Here is a 17,883-nt window from a genome sequence, read left to right as displayed (position 1 = left end):
TCGTTTATTAATATGCTAGGTTCGGACTTAGCCACCGCTCTACTTCTTCTATCGACATTTCTTTACGGGTAGCATAATCTTCAATCTGATCTTTGGTTATTTTGCCTAAACCGAAGTACCTGGATTCGGGATGGGCGAAATAAAAACCACTTACTGCTGCGGTGGGGTACATGGCATAACTTTCCGTTAAGCGTAATCCGATTTCTTTCTCCGCATCCAGCAAGGTAAACAAGGTTCCTTTTTCGGTATGTTCCGGGCAGGCCGGATAACCAGGAGCCGGACGGATACCTGCGTATTCTTCCTTAATCAGTTCCTGGTTACTCAGGTGTTCATCCTTCGCATATCCCCAGTATTCTTTACGCACGCGCTCGTGCATTCTTTCAGCAAAAGCCTCTGCCAAACGATCGGCAAGGGCTTTGGCCATGATGCTGTTATAATCATCGTGGTTAGCTTCAAATTCTTCTACCAGCGCATCAATTCCAATGCCCGCAGTAACTGCAAAGCCTCCAAAGTAATCCTGAATCCCGCTCTCTTTTGGTGCGATAAAATCAGAGAGTGCGTAATAAGGCTGTCCATCTACTTTTTCTGCCTGCTGACGGAGCGTGTGAATGGTCGTCAGCATTGCATCGCTTTCCACACTTCCGGTTTTTAATTCAATGTCATCGCCAACACTGTTTGCCGGCCAGAAGCCGATTACTCCTTTTGCGGTAAGCAATTTTTCATCGAGGATACGTTTAAGTAAAGTTTGGGCATCATCAAAAAGCTTCCTGGCCTCATCTCCCACGTTTTTATCATCGAAAATTTTCGGGTAGCTGCCACGAAGTTCCCAGGTGTGGAAAAATGGTGTCCAGTCAATGTAAGGAACGAGTTCTTCCAAAGGATAGTCGTCGAAAACTTTGGTACCAGTAAACTCAGGAACCGGTAGACGCTGTTCAAAGTTAATTTTGAACTTGTTCTCACGCGCTTCGGCTATGGTTTTGAAACGCTTATCTGAGCGTTTATTTAAATGTGCCTCGCGGGCTTTATCATATTCAGCTCTTATTCCGGCAACGTAATTATCTTTAGTTTCGGGGTTCATGAGTGTACTACAAACAGTTACACTTCTTGATGCATCCAGCACGTGAATGGCCGGTCCAGAATAGTTTGGTGCCACTTTTACGGCGGCGTGAATACGCGAGGTAGTAGCGCCGCCCAGAATTAACGGAATAGTAAAGCCTTCCCGCTCCATTTCTTTGGCAAAGTGAACCATTTCATCCAATGAAGGGGTAATAAGTCCACTCAAGCCAATAATATCGGCATTTATTTCTTTTGCCTTTTTAATGATGTCTTGTGCGGGCACCATTACGCCCATATCTATAATTTCAAAGTTATTACAAGCCAGTACTACGCCAACAATGTTTTTTCCAATGTCGTGTACATCGCCTTTTACGGTTGCCATTAAAACCCTTCCGGCAGAAGAACTTTGATTTTGATCTGGGTTATCCAGTTTTTCTTGCTCAATAAAAGGCAAGAGGTAGGCTACTGCTTTTTTCATTACCCTTGCGGATTTCACCACCTGAGGTAAGAACATTTTTCCGGCACCGAATAAATCTCCGACGATATTCATCCCGTCCATTAACGGGCCTTCAATTACCTGGATTGGGCGGGCATATTTCTGACGGGCTTCTTCAACGTCATCATCGAGGTATTCTACGAGGCCTTTTACCAGTGAGTGAGATAACCTTTCTTCTACGGTCCCTTTTCTCCATTCTTCGTCCTTTACAATTTCTTTGCCTTTTGATTTAACCGTGTCGGCATATTCTACCAAACGTTCAGTTGCATCGTCTCTGCGGTTAAGCAGTACATCCTCTACCCGTTCCAATAGTTCGGCTGGGATTTCCTGATAAACTTCGAGCATACCTGCATTTACAATTCCCATGTCCAGTCCGGCCTGAATGGCGTGGTAAAGGAAAGCGGAGTGCATGGCTTCGCGGACAACATTGTTTCCCCTGAAAGAGAAGGATATGTTCGAAACTCCACCGCTTACCTTGGCATGAGGAAGGTTTTGTTTAATCCACCGTGTGGCATTTATAAAGTCAACTGCATAGTTGTTATGTTCTTCTAAACCTGTTGCAACGGTTAAGATATTCGGGTCAAAAATGATGTCTTCTGGTGGGAAGCCAATTTCGCTAACCAGAATATCATAGCTGCGTTTGCAAATTTCTACCCGGCGTTCGTAGTTGTCGGCCTGACCTTGTTCATCAAAAGCCATTACCACTACTGCAGCACCATATTTCATAATTTTCTGCGCGCTTTCACGGAATTTCTCTTCACCTTCCTTTAATGAAATGGAGTTTACTATTCCTTTGCCCTGCAAACATTTCAGGCCATTTTCGATTACCGACCATTTGGAAGAATCGACCATGATCGGCAGTTTGGCGATATCAGGTTCAGAGGCGATCAGGTTCAGAAACTTAGTCATCGCCGCTTCTGAATCCAACATTCCTTCATCCATGTTGACGTCGATTACCTGGGCGCCACCTTCAACCTGTTGTAAGGCAACAGCAAGGGCCGCTTCATAATCACCGCCTAAAATGAGTTTTGAAAACTTTGGTGATCCGGTAATGTTGGTTCTCTCGCCTACGTTTACAAAAATGCTGTCTGGCTTGATGGTAACCGGCTCCAGACCGCTGAGGCGCATCACGGGTTCAATTACAGGAAGTTTCCTGGGTTTTGCTTTTTGTGCATTTTTAGCGATGCAGCCAATATGATCGGGTGTAGTGCCACAGCAACCGCCTACGATGTTGACAAACCCGGAGGTAATGAAATCGTCCACCAGGTGTGCTGTTTCGTGTGGCTGCTCATCATAAGCCCCAAATTCGTTTGGCAAACCGGCATTTGGATAGGCGGAAACATAGCAACCTGCCTTATTTGCAAGTTCTTCAATATGCGGACGCATTTCTTTAGCGCCAAGCGCACAGTTAAAACCAATGCTTAATGGTTTTGCATGCATTACTGAATTGAGGAATGCTTCGGCAGTTTGACCTGATAAAGTTCTTCCTGAGGCATCGGTAATGGTTCCGGAAATCATAATTTCCAGTTTCCGGCCGATGATTTCTTCATATTTTTTAATGGCAACAATGGCCACTTTTGCGTTTAAAGTATCGAAAATAGTTTCGATTAACAGTACGTCAGAACCTCCGTCTACCAGTCCGCGAACCTGCTCATAGTAGGCTGCTTCGAGTTCATCGAAATAAATGGCCCTGTAACCCGGGTCGTTTACATTTGGCGACATGGACAGGGTACGGTTGGTTGGGCCGATTGCACCGGCAACGAAACATTTGCGGTCGGGGTTGGCGGCCATAAATTCGCTGGTCGCCTCTTTAGCAATCCGGGCACCTTCGTAACTGAGTTCATATGAAAGGTCTTCCATCTGGTAATCGGCCATGGAGATTCTTTGTGTACTAAAAGTGTTGGTTTCGATAATGTCGGCACCAGCACTCAAGTATTCAAGATGTATCGCTTTAATAATATCCGGACGGGTAATGTTGAGCAAGTCGTTATTGCCTTTTACATCGCATGGATGATTTTGAAACCGTTCCCCTCTAAAATCCTCTTCTGTTAATGTATAGCGCTGAATCATGGTGCCCATTGCCCCATCGATTACCAGAATACGCTTTTCTAATTCTTCTCTAATGTTCATTGTTTTATAGTAGCAAGTAGCTGGTATCGGGTGTCAGGACTAACTGACGAACGACCTAACTGCAGATATTGGGCAAAAAATATAAGGCAAAATTGTCTTTATACTTGATACTTTATACCTGATACTCAAAATGCTTATTCAAAAAGTTGGCGCGGGAATCGTCCTTCCTAAAACTTATCTGTCCCCGATTAAAACCGGGATAGAATTTAGCACCTTGTGTGGACACAGGTTGCTAAGACTTCGTTGGGTCTAATCCCTCCGTCTTTCTTAATAAGCGTACAAAAATGCAACAAAGCGGCATCATTTCCAAAATTTATTGGATACTAGCCAAATAAAATTACAAAGGCCATGCAAATCTGCACGGCCTTTAGAATATTGTTCTGTTGGCGAGCTTATTTTCTGCTTCCGAAAATTCTTAATAAGAACAGGAAGATGTTAATAAAGTCAAGGTATAAGTTTAATGCGGCCATTATGGCTAATTTTTTGGTATCGGAAGAAGGGATTGCTTCACCACTTTGTTCAAGGCCCATTCCGATCTGCTTGATTTTCTGAACGTCGTATGCAGTCAATGCAGTGAAAACTGCAACACCCACAAATGCCATAATCAAACTAAACTGTTCGCTTTTGATAAATAGATTAGCTATCCCGGCAATAAACAAGCCTGCAACACCTACCATTAGGATTGGACCGAATTTAGTTAAATCAACCTCCGTGGTATACCCCAATACTGCCATAATTCCGAAAATTACCGCAGCAGCTCCAAAGCATGAGATAACAGATGTGCCTGTGTAAACCAATAGAATAAAGCTTAAGCTCACACCCAGCAAAACTGAGAATAAGGCGAAAACACCCAGTAAAGCGCCATAAGATAAGCGGCTAAAGCCCGCTCCCATCAATAAAACTAAACCAAGGGGCGCAAACATCGCTACAAAGCCTAAAGCCGTTCTCTGACCGGTTTCAAAGTTAATCAGTAATCTTAATGCGCTTTCTGTGTTTGAAATGTAGAAGGCGGAAAGTGTTGATAAAACCAACGCCACAAACATCCATAAGAAAACATTAGCAAAGAATTTTTTTGAAACAGATTTCTCCTGAACGAAAACGCTGTTGTCCTGATATTGATAATTTTGTTGTTCCATTTTGTTTTATGTGTATTTAAACAGTATAAAGTTAATATTTTAGTTTAATCTTTTTGTCAGCAATTCTTCAACTTTCTTGAAGAACTGAAGGGGTTTTAGTGTTCGCCATGGCATATTATTCAAGGCTCCGCCAAAGTTAATATAATAATCGATGCTATTATCCCGGAACTCTGCAATGACATGGTCCTGAAAGTTTATCCCAACAATCCAGCCATCTTCCACTTCCTGAAACCACTCTTCGTAATAGCTGTCATCTGAGGCGTGGAAGTTTAACACATTCTCCCCGATCAGGATGAATTTATTAATACCTTCATCCATCATCAGTTCCAGTATGTCGCGCTTTAAAAGCATGATGTCGTTATTGATGGCGTCATTCCATTCCCCAATAAATTCGATAATGGCGTACGCCCTGTCGTAATCGGCATACAGCACCTTCATATACAGTGTGTTGGATCCGAATTCATCCCATTGCGGGTGAAGCAGAAAGTTGTAAATCTGTTTATCGAAATGAAACTCAGAATATTCAGTATTGTAAAAAGGCGAACGTTCATCTTCGGCGGAGATATAGTCATCTCTCCATTGGTAATAAGGCTCTATCTCGTGCATGTTTCAAATTATTGAATGATTGAATTTTGAGTGAGTGAATGTTTAAGTTTCAATTCAATCATCCTTTTTCACTCATTTCCTAGAGTTGTCCGGCTTCTACAGCTTTTCTAACACTTCCATATTTATTTAAAAGATCAGCGGCTTCGTTGTAATCAATATTTAATTCATCAGCTACCATTTGCGTTCCGCGATCAACCAGTTTATGGTTTGTTAACTGCATATCGACCATTTTATTGCCAACCACACGGCCAAGCTGGACCATAACCGTAGTACTCAGCATGTTTAAAACGAGTTTTTGTGCTGTGCCTGATTTCATTCTTGTTGAGCCGGTAATAAATTCAGGTCCTACAACCACTTCTACAGGGAAGTCAGATTCTGCTGCAATTGGTCCGCCGGTATTGCACACAATGCAACCCGTTAAAATACCATTCTTTCTTGCTGTATTTAGACCACCAATTACATATGGGGTGGTTCCTGATGCAGCTAATCCTACAAGGCAATCTTTATCATTAATGCCAAATTCCTGAAGATCTTTCCAGGCTTGTTCAGCATCATCTTCGGCAAATTCGACAGCTTTCCTGATCGCCGAATCACCTCCTGCAATAATACCAACTACCCAGTCGAATGGAACGCCATAAGTTGGAGGACATTCAGAAGCATCGACAACACCTAAACGACCACTCGTTCCGGCTCCTATGTAAAACAGGCGGCCACCTTTTTTCATTTTATCGGCTACAGCGGTAGTCAGTTTTTCTATTTGAGGCAAAGATTTTTCAACGGCATAAGCTACCGTTTTATCTTCGTTATTAATGCCCTGCAATACTTCCAAAACCGACATTTTATCGATGTGGTTATAGTTAGATTCCTGCTCGGTAACTCTGTTCATAAATTTAATTTTGATAAAATTCGGTAAATTCTTTCTAAAACTGTGCTTAAAAATTCAAAAATATGTGGTTGCTAATTCTAACAATGTAAGGGGTGGGTTAATTTATATTAAAAATTATAAACAAAAGGTGTGAAAATGCGGTTAAAAAATATATCAAGCCGCTTATTTTCATAAATTTGCAGTAGCGCCAATGAAAAAGAATACCCGTACGAACATACTGATTGCCTTAAGCTATTCTGTGATTTTAATAGTGGGCATGGTATTGGGTATCAAATTCATTAAGGATCAGGGTTTCGGTGTAAAAAGGAGTCCGCAGCTGGCCAGTAACACCGATGGTAAGCTTGATGAAATTCTTCACATCATCAACAAAAATTATGTTGACGATATCAACACCGATTCTCTTCAGAATTTGCCAATCGATAGTGTTTTACATCAGTTAGATCCGCATAGCGTTTATCTTCCTCCATCAGATGCCCAGGATATGACCGACAATCTGGAGGGGAATTTCGAAGGTGTAGGGATCGAGTACTATATGCTTAATGATACCATGATGGTTACAGGTGTGGTGAAAGATGGCCCGGCCTTTCAGGCTGGAATTAAACTGGGGGATAAAATTCTAAGCATAGACAGCACAGTAGTAAGCGGAAGGAATTTGCCAAAAGAACAGCTTTCGGGACGCTTCAGAGGCAGGGCTGGAAGTGGTGTTGGGGTAACATTAATTCATAATGGTACACAGACCCCTAGCCGGTTGATGGTTACTAGGGGTAAGGTGAATATCAGTAGTATTGATGCTGCTTATATGATCAATGCTGAAACAGGTTATGTTCGCATCAGTAAGTTTGGTGCAAATACAGATAGTGATTTTTCTACAGCAGCCAATAACCTCAAGGCAAAGGGCATGAAAAAACTTATCCTTGATTTACGGGATAATGGAGGAGGATACTTTTCTGCAGCAACGGGCTTAGCAGATCAGTTTTTGCCTGAAAACAAGCTGATTGTTTATACCCAGGGTAAGCATGAGCCACGTACGGATTATTTCTCTACCGGTAATGGTGCTTTTCAAAATGGAAAACTTGCGATTCTGATTAATGAAAATACGGCCTCGGCAAGTGAAATTGTTGCCGGAGCAATTCAGGATTTAGGAAGGGGTATTATTGTTGGGCGCCGGTCTTTCGGAAAAGGGCTTGTTCAGGAGCAGTTTTCTTTCGGAGATGGTTCGGCATTAAACTTAACCATTGCACGTTATTACACCCCTTCAGGAAAGAGTATTCAGAAATCATATAAAAAGGGCTATGATGCTTACAAACATGAGCTGGATGAACGCATGATGGACGGTGAGCTAACCGGCGATCGGACTTCTTTTCAGGATTCGGTTGAAAAGACGGAAGGTGTAACTGTTCAACAGAGCAGGAAAGTTAAAATAAGTGGCGGCATTCAGCCTGATGTTTTTGTTAAGCTTGATACCACAGGATACAATAAGTTTTATGCCAGTCTGGTGAGTAAAAAAATCCTTTCAGATTACGTATTTAATGTGTTAACCAATAAGTACAGCGCCAGTTTTGTGGAGCAGAATATTAATATCTTCACGATTAATGATAATGATTTTAAAGATTTTATCGGTTTTATTCAGCGCAAAAATGTGCCAATAGACCGGTACCAGTTGTATAGTGCGCGTAACATCATCCTTAATGATTTGAAGGCCTTGCTTTGCCGTTATTATCTGGGTGATGTAGGCTATTATAAAGCTGCGAATTTAAATGATAGTGCAGTAAGGCAAGCGCTTAATAACTTGCAGTAGGCTATTCAGCATTTGCCTCTGACAGGATATCCATAGCTTAAAAGGATTTAAAAACCTGTGGTCCTTGTTGTTCATCGATTTTCTTATCTTTGCAGCCTGATGAAACAAAATTATCCAAATCTTATTGCTGTTAAGTTCCTTTAACAAGGTTTCATCGCCCCTTCTTACCCAAAATTTAATTTATGCTTAACCCAGAAATAGAAAAACGTAAAACCTTTGCCATTATTAGTCACCCCGATGCCGGGAAAACCACGCTTACTGAGAAGTTTCTTCTTTTTGGAGGAGCGATTAATACGGCCGGTGCGGTAAAACGTAACAAAGCGAATCAAAGCAATACTTCCGATTTTATGGAGATCGAGCGCCAGCGTGGTATCTCGGTTGCAACATCCGTAATGGGTTTTGAATATAGTGGCAAACGTATTAACATTCTGGATACACCAGGCCACAAGGATTTCGCTGAAGATACCTACAGGACCTTGTCGGCTGTAGATAGTGTAATTCTGGTAGTGGATTGCGTGAAGGGTGTAGAGGAACAGACGGAGAAACTCATGTCTGTTTGCCGCATGCGTAATACCCCCGTGATTATTTTTATTAATAAAATGGACCGGGAGGGTAAGGAAGCTTACGACTTACTGGACGAAATTGAGGAAAAGCTAAACATTAGCTTATGTCCGCTTTCGTGGCCCATTGGTCAGGGGCATACATTTAAGGGCGTTTACAGTATTTATAACAAACACTTAAATCTGTTTAATTCTGATAAAACCAAAGTTACCGATTCGGTTGTTGCGGCAAGTGATTTAAATGATGCTTCTTTACTGAATTATTTAAAAGATAGCGAAATCAGTACACTTAAAGATGATGTTGAATTGGTTAACGGCATTTATGGAGAAATTGATAAGGATTTATATACCGACGGATTGGTAGCGCCTGTATTTTTCGGAAGTGCCATTAATAACTTCGGTATAAAAGAGTTGTTGGATACTTTCATCGACATTGCTCCTAGTCCGAGACACCGTGAGGCCGAAGAGCGTGATGTGTTAGTTGAGGAAAAGAATTTTAGTGGATTTGTATTTAAAATTCACGCGAATCTTGATCCTAAGCACCGTGATAGAATTGCTTTCCTGCGGATCTGTTCCGGGAAGTTTGAGCGTAATAAATTCTACTACCACACCCGGCAGGATAAAAAACTAAAGTTTGCTAACCCCATGGACTTTATGGCAAATGAAAAAAGCATTGTAGATGAAGCCTGGCCGGGAGATGTGGTAGGTTTGTATGACAGTGGTAACTTCAAAATCGGTGATACCTTAACTGAGGGTGAAAAGCTGCAGTTCAAAGGTATTCCAAGTTTTTCTCCATCTATTTTTAAGGAAGTGGAAAATATGGATCCGATGCGTACCAAGCAGTTGGAAAAAGGAATAGAGCAATTAACTGACGAGGGTGTTGCACAATTATTTGTAATGCAACCGGGAAACAGAAAAGTGATCGGAGCGGTTGGAGAGCTTCAGTTTGAGGTAATCAATTTCCGTTTAGAACACGAATATGGTGCAAAATGTCGCTTCCGCACATTAAGCTACACCCGTTCGAGCTGGGTAACTTCTGGCGACAGAAAAAAACTTGAGGAGTTCGTTAAGCGTAAGCAACAGCATATTGGTTTCGATAAAGAGGATAACCCGGTTTATCTGGCAGATAGTGAATACATGATCAACTTAACCAAACAGGATTACCCGGATATCGATTTCCATAAGACGAGTGAATTCAAGAACTAGTTTTCAATTTATATCAGCCCCGCAATGCGGGGCTTTTTTTATATATTAAAATGTATAGGGGCACTACTTCATAAACCTTACATTTTCGTACTTTTGCGGCTATGTCAGTTATTAAACCCTCATTAGCAAAAGGTACACGCGATTTTACTCCTGTAGAAATGGTAAAACGCAATTTTATCTACGATACCATTAAAACGGTTTTCAGGAAGTATGGATATGCAGAAATTCAGACACCAAGCTTTGAAAATCTGTCTACCTTAACAGGTAAGTATGGTGATGAGGGCGATAAACTGATCTTCAAAATTCTGAACAGCGGGGAGTATTTGAAAGATCCTAAAAAGAAGGCCTTCGACTTTTCAGAGGAGAATAACAGCAATAAATTGATCCCGTTGATATCTGAGAAAGCATTGCGTTATGACCTGACCGTTCCTTTTGCGCGTTATGTTGTGATGCACCAAAGTGAAATTACCCTTCCTTTCAAGCGTTTTCAGGTTCAGCCGGTTTGGAGAGCCGACCGTCCGCAAAAGGGAAGGTATCGTGAGTTTTATCAATGTGATGTGGATGTTGTAGGCTCGGAAAGTTTATTGAACGAAGCTGAATTTATACTCATCTACAATGAGGCATTGGCAAAACTGGGCCTTAAGGATTTCACGGTTAAGATTAATAATAGAAAAATTCTATCAGGTATAGCTGAGATTATAGGCAAACCTGATTTAATTATAGACATGACTGTAGCCATCGATAAACTTGATAAAATCGGTTTAGATGGAGTAAGTAAGGAGCTTTTGGAGCGTGGTTTTACAGAAGACGATCTGGAAAAACTTCGTCCGGTGATTTTGCTTGAAGGCAGTAATGAGGAAAAGCTTGCAAGTTTGAAGGAAGTTTTAGCTTCATCTGAAACAGGCTTAAAAGGTATCGGGGAAATTGAAAGTGTGTTCGACTATGTGGATAGTCTTATTGCCTATGGTTTGCCGCTTACCGCGAAGTTGGAGCTGGATATTACGCTGGCAAGGGGCTTGAATTATTATACAGGCTGTATTTTTGAAGTGAAAACGAACGAAGTTGCCATGGGTAGCATTGGCGGCGGCGGGCGCTATGATGATTTAACCGGAATGTTTGGCCTTAAAGATTTGACGGGTGTGGGTGTTTCTTTTGGAGCAGACCGGATTTACGATGTACTGGAAGAACTAAACCTTTTTCCCTCCTCCGCAGAGATCGGTACAAAAGTGCTGATCAGTAACTTCGATGCTGAAGCAGAAAAGTATGCTTTACCTATACTACAACAGTTAAGGAGTGCCGGTATTGCTGCCGAATTGTATCCATCATCGGCCAAGTTAAAAAAACAGATGGCTTACGCTGATGCCAAAAATATTCCATTTGTGATTCTGATCGGTGGTGATGAAATGGCCAACGGTGAATTGACTGTAAAGAATATGCAAAGTGGTGAGCAGCATAAGATGAGTGTATTAGCTATACTCGATTTGCTAAAATAGCTTGAGCTGAGGGAACATTTTGTTCCCTATTTACCAATTCTAAGTAGTATCGGGAAATGGACATCTTTTACCGCGTCATTTCCCCAGGCTTCTTTTAGTTCTGTAAACATATATTCCAAAGGATTCCGTTCATTGGCCTTTTTATAGTGCTGTAGCGCAGACCAGGTGTTCAGGTAGCCTATCAGCTGATTGAAAGTCCAGGAGGTTTTGATTTGAAAATGCGGAGCGGTAATTTCTTCAAAAGGAAAGGGAATTGTTTTATAATTTTCTTCTATGTAGCGGCGTTCTGTGTCCCAGTATTTTCCGAGGATATCCTGATATAATTTATGAACAGATTTATCAACTTTTTTATCGATAAACATCAGTCCATAGCCAATTACAGCCAATATACCATCGGGCTTAAGTGTGCGTTTTACCTCTGAATAAAAAGCATCAAAATTAAACCAGTGTATGGCCTGAGCGACTGTGATGAGGTCGAAACTTTGATCTGGAACCTGCGTTTGATCGGAGGACTCCACCTGATAGGTAATATTGGGTAGTTTCAATGCCTGGCTCAGTTGTTTTTCACTGATATCTGTTGCGTAAACGTTCTCAAACTCCTGAGCAAGAATTCTCGCTACCTGGCCGTTTCCTGTTGCACAATCCCAGGCTGCACTTTTGCCCTTTACCAAAGAAAAGAGATAATCATAAAGTTCCTGCGGATAGGTTGGACGGTAAATAGCATATTCTGCCGCCTGTGTAGAAAAATTATCTTTCATATCTAATGTGTGTATAAGTGAACGATAGCCATATCATATCTATAATAATAACAATATTAAGAAATTTGTGTTTTAAGGGACCAAGAAGATAGCATACAATTGCATGCTATCTTTTACTTATTTTATAAGTAATTCTTTTAAATATTTATTTGGCATCTGGATTTTGGTGTCATCAGATATTTTTCCCGTAATCACATCTATTTTCATATTTTTCAATATTACATCTGCGGTATCTGCTGTATTAAGCTTAAGATTCTTGATGTGATATTTGTCTCCAATTGAATCATCGCCGTTAATCTCAATTTTTGATTTTTTTAAACAATTGATCGAAAGATTTTCAAAAGAGTGGGCATTAACTTGAAAGGTTGACTTATTTAGGTTTATATGAAGGTTGTTGATTTTAGTATCGTTGATAGACGAAATAACTTCCCCTTTATTATTGAAATTAGTGATCGCTCCCCCAAGGGTAAGGTTGCCTGTGTTGTTTGCATTGACCGTTAAGGAGTCAATCAATTCCGTTGTTAATTCAAATAAAAATGCGTTACGAATATCTAATGTTTCAACCGTGGGCGAGTAAATGACTATGTCTATTGGCCGCCCCTCACTAAAGTTTCCTGAGATAGATATGTTTAATATGCCATTCGTCACTTCGAAAGTGATTCGGTCTTTTGCGTAGCTGGGAATTTTTATTCCAGTAGAAGTTGATTTTGTAAGGTGTAAACTGATAAAAAGATTCCGTGCATCAGAAAAATTGACTTTTTTAAATGGCGCCTTAATTCCCATGGCTACTCTTCCTGGAGATTTTTGATCAAATGATTCATTGTTTATTTGTTGTCGTTCAAGGTAGGTACTTGGTGGTGCCGGTTGATAATAAAGTTTTACGGTTACAGCAGTTACTAGTATCGGTATGATAATCATTAGCAAGCCAAGGGTGATCAATAGTTTATTACTTGTTTTCATAATTTAGGCGTTAAAGTTTTCTTTTATAAATGCTTCATATCTGCTTTTTAAGTCATTAAAATCTACTTGCAGGAGATACATATTTCTAAACAAAACAGGAAGGTCATCAGCTATGAATTGAACTTTTCGAAAGTTTTTAACTTCTGTTAGGGCATTGGGAGATACGAAAAATCCAATCCCCCTTCTGTTTTGAATGATGTTTTTTTGCTGAAGTAGCTCATATGTACGCATCACGGTATTAGGGTTAACCTCTAGAGTTACTGCCATTTCTCTAACCGAAGGCATTTTTTCTTCAGATTTCCATTTTTGTAGCAGAATATGTTCACAAACATAGTCCGATATCTGTAGGTATATTGCCTTATTGTCTCTGAATTCCATATCAATTGGGATAAATTTTATGCTTCTTTCTCTCGTAAACGGATATATGTGATTCCCCAGAAGGCAAAGGTGAGAATCATCGTAATGATGAATATTGCAGGAAAAATCTGGTCTTTACCAATAATTATATCTCCTTTAACATTGATCATGTTTTTTGTCATCCAATCAGTTATCTTATACACAATGTAGCAAATCAACCATCCAAAACTTACAATCGATACAGCTGTTTTGATATAGTGAAAACGCTTGAAATAAATTGAACCCAGAAGGAATACACTCGTAAGGAACATGGGTACAAATACAAACCCCCAAAATTCTTCGAAATCAATTTCCGTTGTAATTGAATTTACTTTGAAAGTGCTAAAATGTGTTCTCTGCCCCTCAATAATAGTGTTATAATTAAAATTATAGTTTCTGGAAATGGATTCCATATACTTGCAAAAAGATAGATCCACAAGGTAAAAAATGATGATATAGCTAAGGCTACTTAATATAGCAGTATAGAAAACACCAGATAAAAACTTTTCGAAAGTTGAAGATGGCAGCATCAGATCAACAATTGCACGCTCTTTTCTGCCCAGGCTTGCAAAGTAAGTACTGGCCTCAATAGTAACGAAAAGAAAACCGACGAAAGCAAATACCAGGTATCTGAAATCCATATTAAGTGTTCCATTGTTATTCATCCTTGGAATACCTTCATAAAACGTTGGTAGATTAAACCAGTAAAAGCCAACTAATACTGCGGTCACCACCACAAGGCTGATCAGGTAAATATTACCAATATCTAGCCATTGCCTTCTTAATAAAAGTCCGAATCTTTTTATGTTAAAAGTATTGTTCATCACATTTAGTTGAAATAGGGTTTAAATTTATTTTTATCAGATAAGATGGCATTAAACAATAGTTCAATATCCAGTCTGCTTTCTTCTTGGTGGTAATTCGGCATTACTGCGCTATAACCGGATAATGATTGTTCAGCGTACAGGATGGAATTATCTAAATCTTTAACCCTTTTGAAGGTCAGTTTTTGCGTAATTTCTTCAACAGATGCATTTATTGCAATGTCATTCTCGTCCAGCATGATTACCGTATCGATTAGGTTATCCAAATCTCTAACCTGATGGGTCGAAATAATAATGCAACGGTCGTCCGTTAATGCAGAAGCCATTACCTTTCTAAATTGTGCTTTCGAAGGAATATCCAAACCATTCGTGGGTTCATCCATAATTACAAGTTTAGCCTGTGTTGCTAAACCAAAAGCAATCACAAACTTTTTCTTCTGACCATAACTCATATTGATCAGCCTATCCTGAGTTGGCACCCCAAATTCTTTAATCAGTTCATCAAAATATTTATAATTAAAGTTTTTATAAAATGGAGCATTGGCTTTAACAAAGCCGCTAATCTTTACGGACGGCAAGTAAAACTCTTCCGGAATAAAGCAGATTTGTTCCAATAGCGATGGATGACGTTTTTTAGGATCCAGGCCTAGAACGCTTAACGTTCCACTTTCTGCATAAACCAAACCAGCGAGGTTCTTTAATAAACTGGATTTACCAGCACCATTTTTACCTAACAGGCCATAAATATGCCCTGCGCTGAGCTGTAGATTCAGGTTCTTAAATAGGATTTTTCTCTTGCTGTAACCAAAATTAAGATTGTTAATTTGTATCATATCTACTGTATTAGTTAAATAATACACTAATGTATGAAAAAGTAATATGATAACCAAATTTTTATGAAAAAATCAATCCTATTTTATAAGCCCTTTGTAAAATCTAAGTCTAATATTAGTTGCATTGAAACTTCCTTCGATAGTGGATTGTATGTTTGTAAGTAATTCACATTGCGTTTTATCAACACTGCTTTCTTACCTGCCATATAATAGTTATGCGGTATATAAAATCATTAAACAATAAATCATATGTCAAAATTATTCTCTCCTTTTAAGATTAAGGATGTAACCTTGAAAAACAGGATTGTTATTTCACCAATGTGTCAATACTCTGCTGTTGATGGTTTTGCAAACGACTGGCATCTTGTACACCTGGGAAGCCGTGCCGTGGGTGGTGCTGCTTTAATTATACAGGAGGCTACAGCCGTGCTACCTAATGGCAGAATTACCCATGCAGATTTAGGAATCTGGAAAGATGAACACGTCGATAAGTATAAACAGATTGTTTCATTTATTCATGAAAACGGCGCAATTGCCGGTATTCAGCTGGCACATGCGGGTAGAAAAGCAAGTTGCGATTTACCGTGGAATGGTGGCGAACAATTAACAGAAGGCGAAAACAGCTGGGAAACCGTCGGCCCTTCTCCTATTGCCTTTAAGAGCGGCCAGAAGGCGCCACATGAATTGAGCATTTCTGAAATTCAGGATGTCGTTTTTGCATTTCGGGCGGCTGCAAAGCGTGCTGTAGATGCCGGTTACAAAGTGGTGGAGATTCACGCCGCACATGGCTATTTATTACACGAATTTTTTAGTCCGCTGAGTAACACCCGGACCGATATTTATGGAGGTAGTTTTGAAAACCGCATCCGGTTAGTCATCGACGTGGTAGAGGCTGTTCAGTCGGTTTGGCCGGAGAACTTGCCGCTGTTTGTGCGCATTTCTGCAACAGACTGGACAGAGAATGGCTGGAATGAAAATGATTCCTTGCAACTGGCCGCTGTATTGAAAGATAAGGGGGTTGATTTGATTGATACCTCATCAGGTGGCAATGTTGCTGATGCCTTTATTCCGGCAGGGCCAAACTATCAGGTACCATTTGCAGATAAAATCAGAAATGAGGTTGGCATTTACACCGGAGCTGTCGGCATCATTGTAGAAGCTCAGCAAGCTGAGGATATTTTACAGCAGGATAAAGCCGACTTGATATTTATTGCCCGGGAATCGCTACGTGATGCTTATTTTCCAACCCACGCCGCACAAGTATTGGGAGATGATACGGAGTGGCCAAATCAATATGTAAGGGCGAAAAGATAAACCTTCAAAAAAGTTTAACGTTGGACTATAATAAAAATGGTTCATCTGGTGGTACTGGTAATGAGTCAGCAGGCATAAGATGAACCATTAATATATTCTAGATATACCTGTTGATCAGATTCTCAAGATATTCCTGTTTACCACTTCGAACTTCCGGTTCACCGTTTTCGGCTGCATAGTTGCGCAGGTCTTCTAAAGTCAACTGCCCCTGCTCAAACGCGGCTCCCTTACCACTATCAAAAGACGCATAGCGATCAGTCCGGGTTTTTTTGTAATTAGATTTTTGCAGAATGGCATCTGCAGTAATTAATGCCCTTGCGAAAATATCCATTCCGCCTACATGAGCATAAAATAAATCTGCAGGATCAGTTGAATTCCGGCGGATTTTAGCATCAAAATTCACTCCGCCGCCCTGTAGGCCACCACCTTCTAAAATGATCAGCATCGATTCTGTCAATTCATTGATGTCGTTTGGAAACTGATCTGTATCCCAGCCATTCTGATAGTCTCCGCGATTGGCATCGATTGAGCCTAGCAAACCATTGTCAACAGCAACCTGCAATTCATGCTGAAAGGTGTGGCCGGCCAGTGTAGCATGGTTTACTTCCAGATTCAGTTTGAAGTCGTTCAGCAGATCGTATTGCTGTAAAAAGCCTTTAACTGTTGCAGCATCATAATCATACTGATGTTTAGATGGCTCGCAAGGTTTAGGTTCAATAAAAAATGTTCCTTTGAAACCCTGTTTACGAGCATAGTCTTTAGCGGTATGTAGAAATTGCGCCAAATGCTCCTGCTCCCGCTTCATATTGGTATTGAGCAGGCTCATGTAGCCTTCTCTTCCACCCCAGAAAACATAATTCTCTCCGCCAAGTGCTATGGTGGCATCCAGTGCCGATTTCACCTGTGCCGCGCCATGCGCAAGTACGTGGAAGTCGGGATTTGTTGCCGCCCCGTTCATGTAGCGTTTGTGGCTAAACAAATTTGCAGTTCCCCAAAGCAATTTAACACCGCTTTCTGCCTGCTTTTGTTTGGCATATTCAACCAGGCTTTGTAATCGCTGCTCATTTTCAGCAACATTATTCCCATAGTCTACCACATCCACATCGTGAAAACAATAATAGGGCAATTGCATTTTAGTGATAAACTCGAAAGCAGCATCCATTTTATCTTTAGCCCTCTCAATTACATCTTTCTTTTCATCCCATGGAAATACATGTGTTGCGCCTCCAAATGGGTCGCCGCCATTTCCATTAAAAGAATGCCAGTAGGCGCAGGCAAACTTGAAGTGTTCGCTCATTGTTTTTCCTGCAACAATGCGGTTGGCATCATACCATCGGAAAGCAAGTGGATTATCACTTGCCAGGCCTTCATATTTTATTTGGTCAATACCTTTAAAAAACTCTCTTTCGCCAGTGATTACTTTTGTCATGT

Annotated in this window: 14 protein-coding genes and 1 riboswitch; of the genes, 4 read left to right on the top strand and 10 right to left on the bottom strand. The window is 40.5% G+C overall.

Going from position 1 to position 17,883, the window contains the following annotated elements; translation table 11 throughout:
• Positions 1–7 precede the first annotated feature (7 nt).
• The 4 genes from metH to murQ form a co-directional block, all read right to left on the bottom strand.
• Positions 8–3,682 (bottom strand): methionine synthase, encoded by a 3,675-nt coding sequence (metH, locus tag AC570I_RS07650; protein WP_497405000.1) that lies wholly within the window; start codon positions 3,680–3,682, stop codon positions 8–10.
• Positions 3,683–3,853: 171 nt separating this feature from the next.
• A riboswitch (SAM riboswitch) is annotated at positions 3,854–3,959 on the bottom strand.
• A gap of 115 nt (positions 3,960–4,074) precedes the next feature.
• A complete protein-coding gene (locus AC570I_RS07645) occupies positions 4,075–4,818 on the bottom strand; it encodes a Bax inhibitor-1/YccA family protein (protein WP_497404999.1) in 744 nt (247 codons plus the stop codon).
• A gap of 39 nt (positions 4,819–4,857) precedes the next feature.
• Positions 4,858–5,424, bottom strand: coding sequence for a hypothetical protein (locus AC570I_RS07640; RefSeq protein ID WP_047799890.1), 567 nt, complete (start codon positions 5,422–5,424; stop codon positions 4,858–4,860).
• Between the two features lie 79 nt (positions 5,425–5,503).
• Positions 5,504–6,310 (bottom strand): N-acetylmuramic acid 6-phosphate etherase, encoded by an 807-nt coding sequence (murQ, locus tag AC570I_RS07635; protein WP_047799891.1) that lies wholly within the window; start codon positions 6,308–6,310, stop codon positions 5,504–5,506.
• A gap of 190 nt (positions 6,311–6,500) precedes the next feature.
• On the opposite strand from murQ, the gene AC570I_RS07630 reads away from it, so the two are divergent.
• The 3 genes from AC570I_RS07630 (at position 6,501) to hisS (ending at position 11,367) form a co-directional block, all read left to right on the top strand.
• Entirely contained in the window at positions 6,501–8,108 is a 1,608-nt protein-coding gene (locus tag AC570I_RS07630) for a S41 family peptidase (RefSeq protein ID WP_497404998.1), read from the top strand.
• Positions 8,109–8,290: 182 nt separating this feature from the next.
• Entirely contained in the window at positions 8,291–9,874 is a 1,584-nt protein-coding gene (locus tag AC570I_RS07625) for a peptide chain release factor 3 (protein WP_497404997.1), read from the top strand.
• A gap of 101 nt (positions 9,875–9,975) precedes the next feature.
• Complete coding sequence (hisS, locus tag AC570I_RS07620; RefSeq protein ID WP_497404996.1) at positions 9,976–11,367, top strand: histidine--tRNA ligase; 1,392 nt, start codon at positions 9,976–9,978, stop codon at positions 11,365–11,367.
• Positions 11,368–11,393: 26 nt separating this feature from the next.
• Here the strand turns inward: hisS and AC570I_RS07615 are convergent, their stop codons facing one another.
• The 5 genes from AC570I_RS07615 to AC570I_RS07595 form a co-directional block, all read right to left on the bottom strand.
• Positions 11,394–12,125, bottom strand: coding sequence for a class I SAM-dependent methyltransferase (locus tag AC570I_RS07615; RefSeq protein WP_497404995.1), 732 nt, complete (start codon positions 12,123–12,125; stop codon positions 11,394–11,396).
• A gap of 117 nt (positions 12,126–12,242) precedes the next feature.
• Entirely contained in the window at positions 12,243–13,085 is an 843-nt protein-coding gene (locus tag AC570I_RS07610) for a GIN domain-containing protein (RefSeq protein ID WP_497404994.1), read from the bottom strand.
• A 3-nt stretch (positions 13,086–13,088) separates the two neighbouring features.
• A complete protein-coding gene (locus AC570I_RS07605; RefSeq protein WP_497404993.1) occupies positions 13,089–13,463 on the bottom strand; it encodes a GntR family transcriptional regulator in 375 nt (124 codons plus the stop codon).
• Between the two features lie 17 nt (positions 13,464–13,480).
• On the bottom strand, positions 13,481–14,305 hold the full coding sequence (locus AC570I_RS07600) for a hypothetical protein (protein WP_497404992.1): 825 nt from the start codon (positions 14,303–14,305) through the stop codon (positions 13,481–13,483).
• Positions 14,306–14,310: 5 nt separating this feature from the next.
• Positions 14,311–15,138, bottom strand: a complete 828-nt coding sequence (locus tag AC570I_RS07595) for an ABC transporter ATP-binding protein (RefSeq protein WP_497404991.1) — start codon at positions 15,136–15,138, stop codon at positions 14,311–14,313.
• A gap of 249 nt (positions 15,139–15,387) precedes the next feature.
• On the opposite strand from AC570I_RS07595, the gene namA reads away from it, so the two are divergent.
• Positions 15,388–16,452: an NADPH dehydrogenase NamA gene (gene namA / locus AC570I_RS07590; protein WP_497404990.1), complete on the top strand. Its 1,065-nt coding sequence runs from the start codon at positions 15,388–15,390 to the stop codon at positions 16,450–16,452.
• Positions 16,453–16,549: 97 nt separating this feature from the next.
• Here namA and xylA read toward each other — a convergent pair whose 3' ends face one another.
• Positions 16,550–17,881: a xylose isomerase gene (gene xylA, locus AC570I_RS07585; protein WP_497404989.1), complete on the bottom strand. Its 1,332-nt coding sequence runs from the start codon at positions 17,879–17,881 to the stop codon at positions 16,550–16,552.
• Between the last annotated feature and the right edge of the window lie 2 nt (positions 17,882–17,883).

The organism is Pedobacter sp. A2324 (genome assembly GCF_059693705.1).
The sequence above is the reverse complement of the archived record's forward strand: the minus strand, read 5'-3'. Positions and strand labels throughout refer to the sequence as shown.

What these genes read in the sequence shown, in the direction of transcription:
- metH (WP_497405000.1), bottom strand. Translation starts at nt 3,682, where the DNA reads ATGAACATTAGAGAAGAATTAGAAAAGCGTATTCTGGTAATCGATGGG.
- AC570I_RS07645 (WP_497404999.1), bottom strand. Translation starts at nt 4,818, where the DNA reads ATGGAACAACAAAATTATCAATATCAGGACAACAGCGTTTTCGTTCAG.
- AC570I_RS07640 (WP_047799890.1), bottom strand. Translation starts at nt 5,424, where the DNA reads ATGCACGAGATAGAGCCTTATTACCAATGGAGAGATGACTATATCTCC.
- murQ (WP_047799891.1), bottom strand. Translation starts at nt 6,310, where the DNA reads ATGAACAGAGTTACCGAGCAGGAATCTAACTATAACCACATCGATAAA.
- AC570I_RS07630 (WP_497404998.1), top strand. Translation starts at nt 6,501, where the DNA reads ATGAAAAAGAATACCCGTACGAACATACTGATTGCCTTAAGCTATTCT.
- AC570I_RS07625 (WP_497404997.1), top strand. Translation starts at nt 8,291, where the DNA reads ATGCTTAACCCAGAAATAGAAAAACGTAAAACCTTTGCCATTATTAGT.
- hisS (WP_497404996.1), top strand. Translation starts at nt 9,976, where the DNA reads ATGTCAGTTATTAAACCCTCATTAGCAAAAGGTACACGCGATTTTACT.
- AC570I_RS07615 (WP_497404995.1), bottom strand. Translation starts at nt 12,125, where the DNA reads ATGAAAGATAATTTTTCTACACAGGCGGCAGAATATGCTATTTACCGT.
- AC570I_RS07610 (WP_497404994.1), bottom strand. Translation starts at nt 13,085, where the DNA reads ATGAAAACAAGTAATAAACTATTGATCACCCTTGGCTTGCTAATGATT.
- AC570I_RS07605 (WP_497404993.1), bottom strand. Translation starts at nt 13,463, where the DNA reads ATGGAATTCAGAGACAATAAGGCAATATACCTACAGATATCGGACTAT.
- AC570I_RS07600 (WP_497404992.1), bottom strand. Translation starts at nt 14,305, where the DNA reads ATGAACAATACTTTTAACATAAAAAGATTCGGACTTTTATTAAGAAGG.
- AC570I_RS07595 (WP_497404991.1), bottom strand. Translation starts at nt 15,138, where the DNA reads ATGATACAAATTAACAATCTTAATTTTGGTTACAGCAAGAGAAAAATC.
- namA (WP_497404990.1), top strand. Translation starts at nt 15,388, where the DNA reads ATGTCAAAATTATTCTCTCCTTTTAAGATTAAGGATGTAACCTTGAAA.
- xylA (WP_497404989.1), bottom strand. Translation starts at nt 17,881, where the DNA reads ATGACAAAAGTAATCACTGGCGAAAGAGAGTTTTTTAAAGGTATTGAC.